This window comes from Psychromonas algarum (assembly GCF_004376845.1).
Classification (GTDB): domain Bacteria; phylum Pseudomonadota; class Gammaproteobacteria; order Enterobacterales; family Psychromonadaceae; genus Psychromonas.
The window spans coordinates 142,122-157,439 of record NZ_SNUW01000006.1; the positions used below are offsets into that span (position 1 = coordinate 142,122).

Here is a 15,318-nt window from a genome sequence, read left to right on the forward strand (position 1 = left end):
TATTAGATATTTCCCGTGAGTGAATCAACTAATTGAACAAAATGATCGCCACGAGCCATAAAGTTTTTATACATATCTAAACTGGCACATGCTGGTGTTAAAATAGCTAAATCTCCTTCAACGCCATACTTAGCTATATGTTTAACGGCTTGCTCTAAATTATCAACTAAAATGGCGTTTTGATGATACTTAGCAATTAAATGTCCATCTTGTCCGAAACAAACAATCTCCCCTTTAATTTCAGCTAATACAGAAGATAGTTCAGAAAAATCAGCTCCTTTACCATCACCACCCAATATCACATGTACTTTACCTTGGATCGTATCTGACAAACCTAACAATGCTGCTTCAGTCGCACCAACATTGGTTGCTTTAGAGTCATTAATCCAACGAACACCTGACACCTCTTTTACAAACTCACAACGGTGTTTCAGCCCAGTATAAGACCGCAATGTGTTCAGCATAGCTGGCATTGGCAAATCAACTTGTTGACCCAGTGCTAATGCAGCTAGAGCATTCATCCAATTATGCTTACCACTTAGTTTTAGTTCAGAACAAGCTAATAGAGGTTGTTGATTAAAACTTAAATAAAACACTGCAGATTGCTTGATAATGCCATATTCTTGCTCATCAAAACCAAAACTGAATTGAGGTTTTTTTGTACTAAAGGTTAAAGGATCATCTCGATTAATTAAAATCGACTGACTTTGTTCATAAATTTTATGTTTTGCTGCAGTATAAGCTTGATAACTTGTGTAACGATCAAGATGATCTTCACTCACATTCAAAATTGTTGAAATAGTCGCACTCAACGATTCAGTTGTCTCTAATTGAAAGCTGGATAATTCTAATATATAAAGAGTGGTACCTTCTTGTAATAAATCTAAAGCAGGCACACCAATATTTCCGCCTACAGCAACATTAACGTTTGCGTTAAGAGCCATCTCACCAAGTAAACTCGTTACCGTACTTTTTCCGTTGGAGCCAGTGATGGTGACTAATTTTGCATTTTGGTATTTAGCTAATTGCAACTCTCGAGCAAATAGCTCGATATCCCCAATAACCTCAACACCAGAGTTAATTGCCGCGGCAATGGCTGGTGTCGCAACAGCAATACCAGGGCTAACGACTAACGTTTTAAATTGTGATAATAATTCAGCTGATAATGGCCCTGTGATAAGCTCCGTTGAATCATCTAGTTGATCTGCTCCAGGAGGGACAGCTCGAGTATCAAATACAGTAACGCAAATTCCTTTATGACGATAAAAATTGACACATGACAATCCTGTCGTGCCTAGTCCTATAATAGCAATTTGCTGTTCGTGCATATCAACGTACCTTCAGAGTAACTAATCCAATCAATACCAAAACAATAGTAATGATCCAAAAACGAACAATCACACGAGGTTCAGGCCAGCCTTTTTTCTCATAATGATGATGAATTGGCGCCATTCTAAAAATACGCTGTTTCCGCATTTTATATGAGCCAACTTGTAAAATAACCGAGACAGTTTCTAAAACGAAAATACCGCCCATAATAACTAATAAAAATTCTTGACGAACCAGCACTGCAATCACACCTAATAGGGCACCTAATGCTAATGAACCAACATCGCCCATAAATACTTGTGCAGGATAAGTGTTAAACCATAAAAACCCTAACCCAGCACCAGCAATAGTTCCACACACAATGACTAACTCACTAGCTTGTGGAATATAAGGAATAAATAAATAATGAGAATAATTAACATGGCTTGTTAAATATGCGATTAATGCAAAAGCAGAGGCAACCATTACTGTTGGCATAATGGCTAATCCATCTAAACCGTCAGTTAAGTTAACCGCATTACTACTTCCCACAATTGTAAAATAAACAAGAGGAATAAATAAAACCCCCAAATATGGCATATATTCTTTAAAGAAAGGAACCACAAGTGTTAATTGTGCATCTCCTATAGCAGTTAGGTATAAAACAACAGCAATTACTAATGCCGCAACTGACTGCCATAAGTATTTCCAACGAGCAACCAAACCATCTGGATTTTTACGGACTACTTTCAAGTAATCATCAGCAAAACCAATGCCACCAAAAGCAACGGTTGTGAATAATGTAATCCAAACATACAAGTTATCTAATCTTGCCCACAACAAAGTACTTAACACAATTGACGCTAAAATTAGTACGCCGCCCATTGTTGGCGTACCAGCTTTACTAAAATGAGATTCTGGACCATCGTCACGTACCACTTGACCAATCTGTTGGCTTTGTAAATAACGTATTAATTTAGGGCCAAACCATAAAGAAAACGCAAGCGCCGTTAATGTTGCTAACACCATCCTAACGGATAGGTATGTAAGTACATTAAAGAAAGTGTAATGACTTGAAAGTAGATCTGCTAACCAGACTATCATCTTAAAATCCTATTTTATAAAGCTGTTTACCAACGATTGGAAAAGTGGCTCACGCGCTAAAATTGTCCTTAATGAAAGTCACGATCTCTTCCATTTTTGCACTACGTGATCCTTTAACAAGTACCACTGTTTTAACTTGTTCATTTTTAAAATAATTACTCATTGCTAATTTAAGCAATTGTTTATCTAAAAAATGTTCTGCACCTGCACTTTGAGAAGCCGCATTATACGCACTTGTAGCAAGTTGACTCAAACTTCCAACGGTAAATAATTTATCAATCTGTTGCTGATGAGCATATTCGCCTACAGATTGATGTTCGTTTTCAGCATATTCGCCTAATTCCCCCATATCGCCACAAATCAATACACGTTTGCACTTATATTGACTTAATAGATCAATGGCAGCTTTAACAGATGATGAATTAGCATTATAGGTATCATCAATAACGGTCAGTTTTAGAGAAAGTTCAGTACTGTTAACACGTCCTGCAACTTGTTGTAATGTATTGAGTCCTTGTTGAATATCCAATAACGAACAGCCTAACGCAAATGCCATTGTGCTAGCAGCTAAAGCATTACTCACATTATGTTGACCAGGTAGATTTAATGTTACATCTATTTTTTCAACTACATCTGCATGCTTAATATTAAGCGTGAAACTAGCTTTCCCTAACTCATTAAATTGGATATTTGATGCAAATACATCTGCATTAATAAAATTTTGTTTGTTTTCTTGACTAGAAAAACCTAAGAAACATTGTTTTTTATTTTGTAATTGTTTAACAAAGTCCTCAGCAAAACTAGCATCTAAGTTCACAACAGCAATACCAGAAGTATTTAAATTTGACCATATTTCAGCTTTTGCTTTAGCAACACCTTCTAAAGAACCAAAACCTTCCAGATGTGCTGGCATTATATTATTAACTAAAGCAACATCAGGCTGCGCTAACCCAGATGTATAAGCAATTTCACCTATGTGATTAGCGCCTAGTTCTACGACAGCAAACTCATGCTGAGTTTCTAATCGAAGTAATGTTAAAGGTAAACCGATATCATTATTAAAGTTTCCAGCAGTCGCTAAAACCTTATTAGCATCGCCACAATGAGCGATTAAAATTGAACTTAATAACTCTTTACAAGTTGTTTTGCCATTGCTACCTGTGATAGCCGCACATTTTAAATTAGCAATCTTTTGTTTAATGAAGCGACCTAATAATCCTAAGGCAATTCTTGTATCTTCTACTTCAATAATCACTGCACCAGAAAGGCAAACCTTATTGTGACGTTCAACAAGTAATACGGAGGCACCTTTTTCAATAGCAACATTTAATAGATCATGCGCATTAAATGAAGGACCTTTTAAAGCAATAAATAGATCATTTTTCTTAATAGTACGTGTATCAGTGCTGACATTATTAACCGTTAAAGAATTTGACTCTATTAATTGCGCACTCTCTTTTAAAGTACCCTGAGTTGCTTGACAGATATCATCAATAGAAATGCTGATCATATTTATAGTTCCTGCATATTATTATTTAAACTTAATAACTCACTCAGGCATTCACGATCACTATAATGCACTTTTTTATCACCAAAGATTTGATAATCCTCATGCCCTTTACCCGCAAGTAAAATAATATCGTTTGCTTGTGATGCTGCTAATAAGTGTGTAATTGCTTGCTTGCGGTCGTGAATAACAATTGCATTTTCAGGGGATATAAGACCTGCTTTAATATCCTCTACGATGGCTTGAGCATTTTCACTTCGAGGATTGTCATCAACAATAACGACTAAGTCAGCTCCTTGTTCTGCGATTTTAGCCATTTCAGGACGTTTACCTTTATCACGATCACCACCACAACCAAAAACGGCAATAATACGACCTTGTTGTTTATGGCATTGTAAGGCTTTTAGTGCATTATCTAAGGCATCTGGTGTATGGGCATAATCAACGACGAATGTTACTTGCTGCTTTTTAAAAGAATATTGCTCCATTCTCCCTGGTACAACAGTAAGTTTAGCGAGGACCTCTTGAATTTTATCGACAGTAAAACCATCAGCAAATAAAGCACAACTCACAGCAGCAATATTCATTACATTGAAATCACCATAAAATGGGGTTTGTATTGTTCCTTTGCCCCAACTAGATTCAAATTCAAAAACTAACCCTTGGGCTAAATATTGTACTTTTTCTATTTTAAAATAAGACTTACATGGCAAATTAGCACTAGCATGAAAACCATAAGCGATGGCATCTTGGTATTCTATTAACCAACTTTGTCCCGTTAAATCATCGGCATTAATAATACGGTGCTTCAATGGGAAATTTTCAAATAACATTTTTTTAGCAGCAGCATAAGCTTCCATCGTGCCATGATAATCTAGATGATCGCGAGTTAGGTTGGTAAAAATGGCTGTAGTATAAGGAATTGCAGCAACACGCCCTTGTAACAGGCCATGAGAAGACACTTCCATGATAGTATGCTGCGCACCTTGAGCTTGGTATTGTTGTAATTTATGGCAAACGGAGATGGCATCTAATGTCGTATTTAAGCTTACTTCTAATTGACCATACAAACCATTGCCAATAGTCCCCATTTGAGCACTTTGTAGCCCTAATAGCATATAACTATTCGCCAATAAGCTTGCAATAGTGGTTTTGCCATTGGTACCTGTTACTGCTGTTACACCATGTAAATTAGCATCAGGAAAATAAAAGCGCATAGCAATCGCATTAAGTAGTTTATTTAATTCAAAGATATGAATAATAGGTATATTTGATTGAAAATCGATATGTCCGTTTAATGTGCTATCCATCGTTTCAGATAATACAGCACTTGCGCCAGCATCAATTGCTGTATTAATAAATGCTCGACCATCAGTAACAGCACCTTGCAAGGCAACAAATAATTCACCTTTTTTAAGATAACGGCTATCTAAATTCATACCAACAATATGATGAGTTAATGAAATATCAAACCAAGGTGATAATAACCAAGTAACCGTACAGTGTTGTTCTTCCTGCTGCACAATCTTATTAGCCATTATTTAGCCTCCAAATAAGTATAACTTTGATCACGATCGTCCGGTAATACATGTGATAGTAATAAAGAGCTTTTCATAACCGCTGCAAATACAGGAGCCGCAACATCACCGGCATAATATCGATCACCTTGAGGCTCATTGATCATAACTGCAATAGCAAAACGAGGACGAGTTGCTGGTGCTATACCTGCAAATACAGCAACATAATCATCACCGTAACCACCTGCAACAGCTTTCCTAGATGTCCCCGTTTTACCTGCAATTCGGTAACCATCAACTTTGGCTTTACGTGCAGTACCACCAACTTCGGTAACACCTTCCATCATGCCAACAACTTCTAATGCAATATGTTTAGGAATCACTTGTCGTCCAACGGCAGGCGTAGCACTTTTAATAATAGAAATAGGATATTCCATTCCACCACTGCCTAAAATTGAATACGCTTTTGCAAGCTGTAAAGTTGTTGCTGTAATGCCATAACCAAATGACATAGTTGCTAATTCAAAATCAGACCAACGGTGACGAATAGGTAAACGCCCAGCACTTTCACCAATTAACCCAATACCGGTATCGTTACCTAAACCAAAGTCAGCAAAGGTTTGCTGTAATTGATCAGGTTTGAGTCGTAATGCTAATTTACTTACACCGACATTACTCGATTTTTTAAGTATTTTAGCGAGACTGATTTTTCCATAATTGTGTCCATCACGTACTCTACGACCACCTACATGCATCCAACCTGGATTAGTATCAACAATCTCATCTGGGTTTGTTTTATGATTAATTAACGCACTTGCAACCACTAAAGGTTTTACTGTTGAACCAGGTTCAAATGTATCTGTTATTGCACGATTACGTAATTTATAAGCTTGATATTGATTGCGATCATTAGGGTTAAACGATGGGTAGTTAGCCATCGCATAAATTTCACCATTGTGAATATCAATTACTACAATAGAGCCCGATGATGCATTATTAATTTTAACTGCGCGCTTTAATTCACTATACGCAACAGCTTGAATACGTTGATCAATTGTTAATTGTAAATTACCCGCTAATTTTTTTTCTTTGACCACGGCAATATTATCAATCACATTACCTAAACGATCTTTACGTACTCGTCTTTCGCCACTTTGCCCTTGAAGAAACTTATTATAACTTTTCTCAATTCCTTCAATACCTTGTGCATCTAAATCAGTTAACCCTAAAATATTAGCGTTGATTTCACCTGTTGGATAAAAACGATGAGACTCTAATTGACTAGCAATGCCTGGTAATTTTAATTGTTTGATGTATTTAACAATAGGATCGTTAACTTGACGTTTTAAATAAGCAAATCGAGAGTTTGGTTTTTGAATCATAGCTGCAATATTATCAATATTAACATCCAGTACTTCCGCTAACGCAGGCCATTTCTTAGATTCATAAAAATATTTTTTTGTATAGCGTTCTACACCCGTTTTAGGATTAACAACAATGCTGTCTTTCCACTCTTGGCGGGTAAAAGCAAAATGTTTTTTAACTTGTTTCGGATCAACCCATATAGCATAAGCTGGTACACTTACAGCTAATTCTTCACCATTACGATCTTCTATATTGCCTCGATGTGCAATGGATTCGGTAATTCGTAAGCTACGCTTATCAGCTTGATTAGATAAGTATTCAGGTTCAATCACTTGAATAAATGCAAGACGCGCAATTAACACAATAGCAATTAATCCCATTGCCACTGCGACAAAAATATATCGGCCAGAAGAATAATTATCGTAAACTTTTTTCTTTCTAGTTTGCGAAATCACCTTGGGTTTTGATGGAGTACGTCTTCTATTCATCGGATTTCCACTAATACACTATTATTTTTTGTTGGTTGTGCCATTGATAACTTATGAATTGCAACAGAGCGGATCCGACTATGTTCATCGAGTGTATGCTCTTCAATAAGCAAATTTCTCCATTCAATCATTAAGTTGTCTTTTTGTTGTGATAAATATTCTTTTTTAGTAACGAGTTCACGTGTTTCATGTGTGGTATAAATGTTATATAACGCACTGATTAATATTAAAATCCCTAAAATAACAATGACCACGTAATGACGTAAATCAGCTAATATTAGTAGTAATAAATTATCGCGATTCCCTGACAATTACTTCACCTCTGGCTGTCTTAATTTCACTGCTACACGTAAAACTGAACTACGAGAACGTGGATTTGCATCAACTTCTTCAGCAGTTGGCTTAATTGCCTTACCCACTGACTTTAAATTTTTCCCATCTTGCATTTGTGCATCGGTTAATGGCAAACCAGCAGGATATTCAGGCCCTTTTTCTTGCTTACGAATAAAGCGTTTTACGATGCGGTCTTCAAGAGAATGGAAACTGATCACAGATAGCTGACCACCAATTGCTAAGATATCCAACGCACCGTCTAATACCTTATGGATCTCTTCTAATTCACTATTGATATAAATACGAATACCTTGGAAACTGCGCGTTGCTGGATGCTTTTTCTTTTCACGTTTAGGACAAAGACGTTCAATTAATTGTGCAAGTTGCAAAGTACGTGTAAACGGTGTTTCATCTCTATCCGCAACAATGGCTCTCGCAATACGATAAGCAAATTTCTCTTCACCAAAGGTTTTTAAAGCCCAACCAATATCATCAACATCAGCTTTTGCTAACCAATCAGCAGCACTGATCCCCGTTGTTGGATCCATACGCATATCCAATGGCCCATCGCGCATAAAACTAAATCCACGCTCAGCATCATCAAGTTGAGGAGATGAAACGCCTAGATCTAAAAGAACCCCATCAATCTTTCCCGCTAAACCTAATTCTTTAACGTATTCAGCTAAGCCAGAAAAAGGACCATGAACGATCTCAAAACGGCTATCTTCTAGTTTTAATGCTTCGGCAGTTGCTATTGCACGCGGATCGCGATCAATAGCAATTAAACGACCTTTAGGGCCTAGTTTTGATAAAATATGACGCGAGTGACCACCACGGCCAAAAGTTCCATCTACATATATACCATCGGGTTTAATCGCTAATCCATCAACGGCTTCATTTAATAATACGGTTATATGCTCACTCATTAGAACGAGAACTCCTTGAGAGAATCACTTAATTCCATGCCTAACGACATGTCACTTTGTAGATCTTGCTGAACTTGTTGATGCCATACTTGCTCATCCCAAATTTCAAATTTATTTAATTGCCCAACTAACATTATTTTTTTATCTAAACCTGCATGTTGACGTAGCGTAGGGGCAATTAATGTGCGGCCATTTTTATCTAACTCACACTCGGTCGCATGGCCCAAGATTAATCGTTGTATACGTCTTTCTTGTGGATTAGTGCTCGATAGACCACGTAATTTATTTTCTATTAATTGCCATTCGTGCAATGGGTAAAGCAACAAACAATTTTGAGTTTGGAAATCAATAGTGCATACAAATTGACCATGACAGGTATCAGAAAGCCAATCACGATACCGAGTTGGGATCGCAATACGCCCTTTAGTGTCAAGATTGATGGCATTTGCACCACGTAACATGATTATTTAATCCCATTAATTGATAAATTAATTATGCATTTTTGAAGAAAAAGATCCACAAAATGACACTTTACCCCACTTTTATCCACTCAGTCTAATAAACTACCACATTATTGCAAGCAATCCTTAATATTAAATTAAGATCTGCATCACACATTTATTTGGCAAACGTTTAATTTGTGCGCTATATCAGTTAATAAAAAAGTGAAATTAATCTCAAAAGGCAACCAATGAATAAGTTGCGTGATATACTCCGCCGCTAAAAACAATTTAACTAATAAACTCGGAAGGAAATCCCCTTGCAAGACGAACAATTAAAAGCATTTATCATCAATCAACTTGAAGATATGAAAGCAAAAGAAATCGTAACTATTGATGTAGCTGGTATCTCAGATGTAACTGATACTTTGATCATCTGTACTGGTACTTCAAAACGTCACGTTCGCTCAATCGCTGAACAAACTGCACTAGCAGCAAAAAATGCAGGTGAAGTACCACTTGGTGTTGAAGGCCTTGAAGGCAGCGAATGGGTATTAATTGATATGGGTAACGTTGTTGTGCATGTAATGCAAGATGAAACTCGTCAATTTTATCAGTTAGAAAAATTATGGACTGAAACTGCTTAATGAAAATTCAGCTAATTGCAGTAGGCACAAAAATGCCCGACTGGGTTGAAAAAGGTTACCAGGAATATGCACGGCGTTTCCCAAAAGAGATGCAACTTGAGTTGTTGGAAATCAACGCAGGTAAACGTGGCAAAAATGCAGATATTAAACGCATTTTAAAAAAAGAAGGTGAATTAACCTTAGAAGCCATTCCAAAAGGTAACAAAATTGTCACGTTAGAAGTAACGGGGAAATCTTGGACAACCGAACAATTAGCCTCTGAAATGACCAAGTGGCAACATGATGGGCGAAACATTAGCTTATTAATTGGGGGGCCGGAGGGCTTGGCTCCTGAATGTATAGAAAAATCAGAACAGCGTTGGTCTCTTTCTGCACTAACATTACCGCATCCTCTTGTTAGGATCTTAGTAGCAGAAAGTTTATATCGCGCATTTACATTAACCATTAACCATCCATATCATAGAGAGTAAAGGTGTTACGAAAACGCAATAGCATACGTAATCACAGTGCAGAATCCTCACTATTTATGCGCAGAACCATTGTCGTTTTTGTCGCGATCTTAATTGCCATTGGCATTTTGATTACTAATTTATATTATCTACAAATTAGCTCTTTTAAGAGCTACCAAACGCGTTCCAATGCGAATCGAATCAGCGTGCAAACGGTCCCTCCTAACCGAGGTTTGATCTATGACAGAAATGGCGTCATTCTTGCTGAAAACCGTCCTGTTTATAGTCTGCAAGTCATTAAAAATAAAACAAATGATTTAAATAACGATATTAAACGTTTAACTAAATTACTCTCTTTAACCGAAGATGAACTAAAGAAATTTAACAGTAATACTCGCTACACGAGATCTTTTAGAGCGATTACTATTCGAGATCAACTAACTCCTGAAGAAGTTGCACTTTTCACGGTTAACCAACATAAATTTAAAGGCTTCTCCATTCAAGCTAGCCTTAAACGCTATTACCCTTATGGCACTGCTTTTACACATGTATTAGGTTATATAGCAAAAATAAATAGTCGAGACTTACAAAAAATAGAACAACGTGGTGAACGTGCACGCTATCAAGGAACACATTATATTGGTAAATTAGGTATCGAAAAATTTTATGAAGATATCTTGCACGGTGAACCCGGTCAACGCCAAGTAGAGGTAGATAGTTGGGGTAAAGTGATTAGAACATTACAATTTACGGCACCTGTACCAGGAAAAGATATCAGACTTAATATTGATATCAACTTACAGTTAAAAGCACAAGAGTTGTTAGGTGACATGCGTGGCAGTATTATTTTAATGGAAGCAAAAACAGGCGCAATACTGAGTCTAGTTTCAGCTCCAAGCTACGACCCTAATTTATTTGTAACAGGGATCAGTCAAACACAATATAACAAATTACTACAATCCAAAGATAGACCCCTTATTAATCGAGCAACACAAGGGCGTTATCCCCCTGCATCAACAATAAAACCACAAATGGCCTTATTAGCTTTAAATGAAAAAGTGATAACAGAAGAAACTAAAATTAAAGATCCAGGATGGTGGATTGTACCAAATAGTAAACGTCGCTTTCGAGATTGGAAACGTTGGGGACATGGGATGGTTGATGTATTTCATGCCATTGAACAAAGTTGTGATACCTTTTTCTACGATACAGCTTATAAGTTAGGTATTGATCGTATAGAACCTTTTATGCGTTTATTCGGCTTTGGGGAATATAGTGGCTTAGATCTCGCAGAAGAAACAAAAGCGATTATGCCTTCAAGAGATTGGAAAAGTAATCGTTTTAAGCAACCTTGGTATGATGGAGATACCATTTCAGTAGGTATAGGCCAAGGTTATTGGACAGTAACTCCAATCCAACTCACTAAAGCAACGGCAGTTTTAGCAAGACGTGGTGAAAATATTGAACCTCATATTCTAGGGTCCATTATATCTTCAGGTGAAGAATTTTCTCCTGTCCATGAATCTATTCAACCGATTCAATTACACGATCAACGTTATTGGGATATTGCCTTAGAAGCAATGCGTGGTGTAACGAGTAAAAGATCAGGCACCGCTCATCGCGCCTTTGCAAATACAACTTATACTGTCGCAGGTAAATCTGGAACGGCTCAAGTTATTAACATGAAAGAAGATGAAGAATACGATGCTGAAAAAATAAATGAAAGGCATCGAGATAACGCAATGTTTATTGCCTTTGCTCCATTTGAATCACCAGAAATAGTTGCAACTGTTGTTTTAGAGAATGCCGGAGGTGGCAGTACCAATGCAGCCCCGATAGCACGAGCGCTATTTGATGAGTATTTTAAAAACATTCCACCACCAACACAGTAACGGATTTTAATTATGGTGAGTACGCAAGCTCAAAAAAGTATTTTCTATCGTTTACATATAGACCCTTATTTATTACTCGGTTTATTTGCATTAATGAGCATTAGCTTAACTGTTTTATATTCTGTTGCTGGATATGAAATGATCTATCGTCAAGTCACTCGATTAGCGATTGCCTTAACGGTAATGTTAGTCATTGCTCAAATACCACCAGAATGGTATCGACGTTGGGCCCCCGGTATTTTTATAGCCTGTGTATTATTGTTAATTGCAGTATTAGTTATAGGACATACAGGGAAAGGCGCACAACGTTGGTTAGATTTAGGCTTTACTAAGTTTCAACCCTCTGAAATCATGAAACTAATCATGCCGCTCATGGTTGCCTATTATGTTAGTCAATACACCTTACCAACTCGTTTTAAACAAGCAGTAATCGCTTTATTAATTGTTATTGTGCCTACCTTATTAATTGCTAAACAACCCGATTTAGGAACATCAATTCTTGTAGCTTCTTCTGGCTTATTTGTGCTTTTTTTATCGGGTATATCTTGGCTTTATATTGGTATCGCCTTAGCAAGTATTTTAGCCTTTGTGCCTATTCTATGGTTCTTTTTAATGCTTGATTATCAACGAGGGCGAGTACTTACATTATTAAACCCAGAAGCGGACCCATTAGGGGCTGGTTACCATATCATCCAGTCAAAAATAGCGATTGGTTCTGGTGGATTTTGGGGCAAGGGTTGGTTACACGGCACGCAGTCACAATTAGAGTTTTTACCTGAGCGCCACACTGATTTTATCTTTTCAGTTTACTCAGAAGAATTTGGCTTTATAGGCGTTTTATTATTATTAACTATCTATATTTTAATTATTGGGCGTGGTCTGTGGATTGCTAATCAAGCTCAGGATGCTTTTACTAAATTAATTGCAGGTAGCATAATCTTAACTTTCTTTGTTTATGTGCTTGTTAATATTGGTATGGTAAGTGGATTATTACCCGTTGTAGGAGTGCCCTTACCCATTGTTAGTTTTGGTGGGACCTCTATCGTTACCCTATTAGCAGGTTTTGGTATATTAATGTCTATTCACACTCATAAACGCTTTAATATAAAACGGTAAATTCAATGAAGAAACTACTTATAACCTGTTTTATTAGTCTTTTATTAACGGCTTGTAGCCATAATAATGAACGCTATCAAATCAGTAATGATCATGCTCCAACAGAAATACCTAACCTAGAACATATTGAAAATGTAACCCCACGTTATGAGCCCTTATCTCGAGGCGGTAATAGAGATTACACTGTTCGTGGTATTGATTATAAAGTTTGGAGAGACATTACAGAACTAACCGAACGTGGTGGCGCATCATGGTATGGTAATAAATTCCATGGGCATTTAACCTCAAATGGTGAACGTTATAATATGTTTGCCATGAGTGCAGCGCATAAAAATTTACCATTACCAAGTTATGTACAAGTGACAAATTTAGCGAATAAGAAACAGATCATTGTTCGAGTGAATGATCGAGGACCATTCCATGAAGGTCGAATTATTGATCTGTCATACGCCGCAGCTAAAAAGCTAGATATATTACAAGCAGGTACAGGACAGGTTGAGATTAAGTTATTACACTTCCCTGAAGAAAAACATTTATCTTTATTGGATAAAAAGCAAACAGAAAGCATTAATGGTGTGTTTCATATTCAATACCTAGTTACATCAAGCGCAGATAAAGCTGCCCTATTGTCAAAAACATTAACTCAAAAGCATAAAGCACCTGCATTTTTTGAGAAAAAGAATAATCTTTATTTTTTACGTATAGGGCCTTTAACAAGTGAAGCAAAAACTGAAAAATTACTGAGAGCCATACAAAAAGATTATCCCAAAGCTTATATTATTCATCAGCAACCATAATCCCCTTCTCATCCTATTTATCTGAGAAAGCGTAATAATAACTTTATTAATACGCTTTTCTGATTTCCTTTTTAAATAAAATGAACAATCGTTCAGAATATGCCTTGAATATAATCATAAAGGCCATATCTATTAGTTATCACGACTTAAGTTGAATTTTTCACTCTTAATTTATAACAATTGCATTAACTATATGAAGTAAATTTTATACACAAAAAACAATTTATTTGAAGCGTTAATGACTATTCCATTAACGAACTTTATAACCAATAAGTGAGTTGGTTTTAAGCAATAAAATAGAGCGTATTTACTGCGATTGTATTACTAACGAAAGGATTTAAAATGTCTATTAATTTACTTACTCCATTTAAATTAAACAATACAATCGAACTTAACAACCGCATATTAATGGCACCACTCACACGCTGTATGGCAGACGATAACTTAGTACCAACACAGGCCACGATTGATTATTATGCTCGCCGTGCAGACACAGGCTTAATTATTAGTGAAGCAACGATCATTCGCCCTGATGCACAAGGTTACCCAAATACACCAGGTTTATTCACTGACCAACAAATCGAAGGGTGGAAAAAAGTAACACAGGCAGTACACAAAAATGGCGGTAAAATATTTGCTCAACTTTGGCATGTAGGTCGTGTAGCTCACCCGCATTTTTTTGACGGTGACGTTTTTGCTCCCTCGGAAATTGCTGTTGCAGGCTCAGTACCTCGTATGCGCGAGCTAACTTATATTACGCCAAAAGCAGCAACAACAGAGGATATTAAACAGTTAGTAGAAGATTATGCAACTGCTGCTAAGAATGCAATTAAAGCAGGTTTTGATGGTGTCGAAATACATGGTGCAAATGGTTATTTAATTGATCAATTTTTACATCATGCAGCTAACGTTCGTGCAGATGAGTATGGTCAAACACCTGAAAACATGTCACGTTTTGCATTAGAAGTCGTGGATGCCATTATTGCAGCTATCGGTGCTGATCGTACTGCTTTACGAGTATCACCAGGTGCTTACTTTAATATGACTGAAGATAATCGCGACCAAGCAGTATTTGATTATTTGTTGCCTCAATTAGAAACAAGAAAATTAGCTTATTTACATGCAGGTATTTTTGATGACAGTATGCGCTTTGACTCTTTACAAGGTAAAACAACCTCTGAGTATTTACGCTCAGCTTATAAAGCAACATTAGTGGGTGTAGGTAGTTATCATTTTGAAAGTGCTAAAGAAGCGATTAATAATGATAAATTTGATCTGATTGCAATTGGACGTCCACTGATCGCAAATCCAGATTACATTAGCAAAATTACTAAGGGTGAAGTGTTAGTCGAGTACAGTGATGAAATGCTTGCTGAATTAGTATAAATCGCAGTAAATATAAAAAATGAGGCAATCTAGTAGGCAGATT

At 36.7% G+C, this 15,318-nt stretch carries 14 protein-coding genes; 6 read left to right on the forward strand and 8 right to left on the reverse strand.

What is annotated here, in order from left to right; all coding sequences use genetic code 11:
- Positions 1 to 2: 2 nt before the first annotated feature.
- From murD to mraZ, 8 genes are read right to left on the reverse strand one after another with little or no spacing between them, the layout of a single operon-like run.
- On the reverse strand, positions 3 to 1,328 hold the full coding sequence (gene murD / locus E2R68_RS07075) for a UDP-N-acetylmuramoyl-L-alanine--D-glutamate ligase (RefSeq protein ID WP_134276831.1): 1,326 nt from the start codon (positions 1,326 to 1,328) through the stop codon (positions 3 to 5).
- A gap of 1 nt (position 1,329) precedes the next feature.
- Positions 1,330 to 2,412 carry a phospho-N-acetylmuramoyl-pentapeptide-transferase gene (gene mraY / locus E2R68_RS07080; protein ID WP_134276833.1) on the reverse strand — a complete coding sequence of 361 codons (1,083 nt, stop codon included), beginning with the start codon at positions 2,410 to 2,412 and terminating at the stop codon, positions 1,330 to 1,332.
- Between the two features lie 49 nt (positions 2,413 to 2,461).
- Positions 2,462 to 3,922: a UDP-N-acetylmuramoyl-tripeptide--D-alanyl-D-alanine ligase gene (locus E2R68_RS07085; RefSeq protein WP_134276835.1), complete on the reverse strand. Its 1,461-nt coding sequence runs from the start codon at positions 3,920 to 3,922 to the stop codon at positions 2,462 to 2,464.
- Between the two features lie 2 nt (positions 3,923 to 3,924).
- The gene (gene murE, locus E2R68_RS07090; protein WP_134276837.1) at positions 3,925 to 5,457 is read right to left on the reverse strand and encodes a UDP-N-acetylmuramoyl-L-alanyl-D-glutamate--2,6-diaminopimelate ligase; all 1,533 of its coding nucleotides are present in this window, start codon (positions 5,455 to 5,457) and stop codon (positions 3,925 to 3,927) included.
- Positions 5,457 to 7,289, reverse strand: a complete 1,833-nt coding sequence (locus E2R68_RS07095; RefSeq protein WP_134276839.1) for a peptidoglycan D,D-transpeptidase FtsI family protein — start codon at positions 7,287 to 7,289, stop codon at positions 5,457 to 5,459. Before E2R68_RS07095 ends, murE begins: the two co-directional genes overlap by 1 nt.
- A complete protein-coding gene (gene ftsL / locus E2R68_RS07100) occupies positions 7,286 to 7,600 on the reverse strand; it encodes a cell division protein FtsL (protein ID WP_134276841.1) in 315 nt (104 codons plus the stop codon). The genes E2R68_RS07095 and ftsL overlap by 4 nt, the downstream gene beginning before the upstream one ends.
- Positions 7,601 to 8,548, reverse strand: coding sequence for a 16S rRNA (cytosine(1402)-N(4))-methyltransferase RsmH (gene rsmH / locus E2R68_RS07105; RefSeq protein ID WP_134276843.1), 948 nt, complete (start codon positions 8,546 to 8,548; stop codon positions 7,601 to 7,603).
- Complete coding sequence (mraZ, locus tag E2R68_RS07110; protein ID WP_134276845.1) at positions 8,548 to 9,009, reverse strand: division/cell wall cluster transcriptional repressor MraZ; 462 nt, start codon at positions 9,007 to 9,009, stop codon at positions 8,548 to 8,550. Before mraZ ends, rsmH begins: the two co-directional genes overlap by 1 nt.
- Before the next feature lie 299 nt (positions 9,010 to 9,308).
- Here mraZ and rsfS point away from each other — a divergent pair, with 299 nt between their 5' ends.
- From rsfS to E2R68_RS07140, 6 genes are all read left to right on the forward strand, one after another.
- Entirely contained in the window at positions 9,309 to 9,635 is a 327-nt protein-coding gene (gene rsfS / locus E2R68_RS07115; protein WP_134276846.1) for a ribosome silencing factor, read from the forward strand.
- On the forward strand, positions 9,635 to 10,105 hold the full coding sequence (rlmH, locus tag E2R68_RS07120) for a 23S rRNA (pseudouridine(1915)-N(3))-methyltransferase RlmH (protein WP_134276848.1): 471 nt from the start codon (positions 9,635 to 9,637) through the stop codon (positions 10,103 to 10,105). The genes rsfS and rlmH overlap by 1 nt, the downstream gene beginning before the upstream one ends.
- Positions 10,106 to 10,107: 2 nt before the next feature.
- Positions 10,108 to 11,976 (forward strand): penicillin-binding protein 2, encoded by a 1,869-nt coding sequence (gene mrdA / locus E2R68_RS07125; protein WP_134276850.1) that lies wholly within the window; start codon positions 10,108 to 10,110, stop codon positions 11,974 to 11,976.
- A 12-nt stretch (positions 11,977 to 11,988) separates the two neighbouring features.
- Positions 11,989 to 13,092 (forward strand): rod shape-determining protein RodA, encoded by a 1,104-nt coding sequence (gene rodA / locus E2R68_RS07130; protein ID WP_134276852.1) that lies wholly within the window; start codon positions 11,989 to 11,991, stop codon positions 13,090 to 13,092.
- 5 nt (positions 13,093 to 13,097) lie between these two features.
- Positions 13,098 to 13,889 (forward strand): septal ring lytic transglycosylase RlpA family protein, encoded by a 792-nt coding sequence (locus E2R68_RS07135; RefSeq protein WP_134276854.1) that lies wholly within the window; start codon positions 13,098 to 13,100, stop codon positions 13,887 to 13,889.
- A 342-nt stretch (positions 13,890 to 14,231) separates the two neighbouring features.
- The gene (locus E2R68_RS07140; protein ID WP_134276856.1) at positions 14,232 to 15,275 is read left to right on the forward strand and encodes an alkene reductase; all 1,044 of its coding nucleotides are present in this window, start codon (positions 14,232 to 14,234) and stop codon (positions 15,273 to 15,275) included.
- The last annotated feature ends 43 nt before the right edge of the window (positions 15,276 to 15,318 follow it).

What these genes read in the sequence shown, in the direction of transcription:
- E2R68_RS07135 (WP_134276854.1), top strand. Translation starts at nt 13,098, where the DNA reads ATGAAGAAACTACTTATAACCTGTTTTATTAGTCTTTTATTAACGGCT.
- E2R68_RS07140 (WP_134276856.1), top strand. Translation starts at nt 14,232, where the DNA reads ATGTCTATTAATTTACTTACTCCATTTAAATTAAACAATACAATCGAA.
- rsmH (WP_134276843.1), bottom strand. Translation starts at nt 8,548, where the DNA reads ATGAGTGAGCATATAACCGTATTATTAAATGAAGCCGTTGATGGATTA.
- murD (WP_134276831.1), bottom strand. Translation starts at nt 1,328, where the DNA reads ATGCACGAACAGCAAATTGCTATTATAGGACTAGGCACGACAGGATTG.
- murE (WP_134276837.1), bottom strand. Translation starts at nt 5,457, where the DNA reads ATGGCTAATAAGATTGTGCAGCAGGAAGAACAACACTGTACGGTTACT.
- rlmH (WP_134276848.1), top strand. Translation starts at nt 9,635, where the DNA reads ATGAAAATTCAGCTAATTGCAGTAGGCACAAAAATGCCCGACTGGGTT.
- rodA (WP_134276852.1), top strand. Translation starts at nt 11,989, where the DNA reads ATGGTGAGTACGCAAGCTCAAAAAAGTATTTTCTATCGTTTACATATA.
- mraZ (WP_134276845.1), bottom strand. Translation starts at nt 9,009, where the DNA reads ATGTTACGTGGTGCAAATGCCATCAATCTTGACACTAAAGGGCGTATT.
- mraY (WP_134276833.1), bottom strand. Translation starts at nt 2,412, where the DNA reads ATGATAGTCTGGTTAGCAGATCTACTTTCAAGTCATTACACTTTCTTT.
- E2R68_RS07095 (WP_134276839.1), bottom strand. Translation starts at nt 7,289, where the DNA reads ATGAATAGAAGACGTACTCCATCAAAACCCAAGGTGATTTCGCAAACT.
- E2R68_RS07085 (WP_134276835.1), bottom strand. Translation starts at nt 3,922, where the DNA reads ATGATCAGCATTTCTATTGATGATATCTGTCAAGCAACTCAGGGTACT.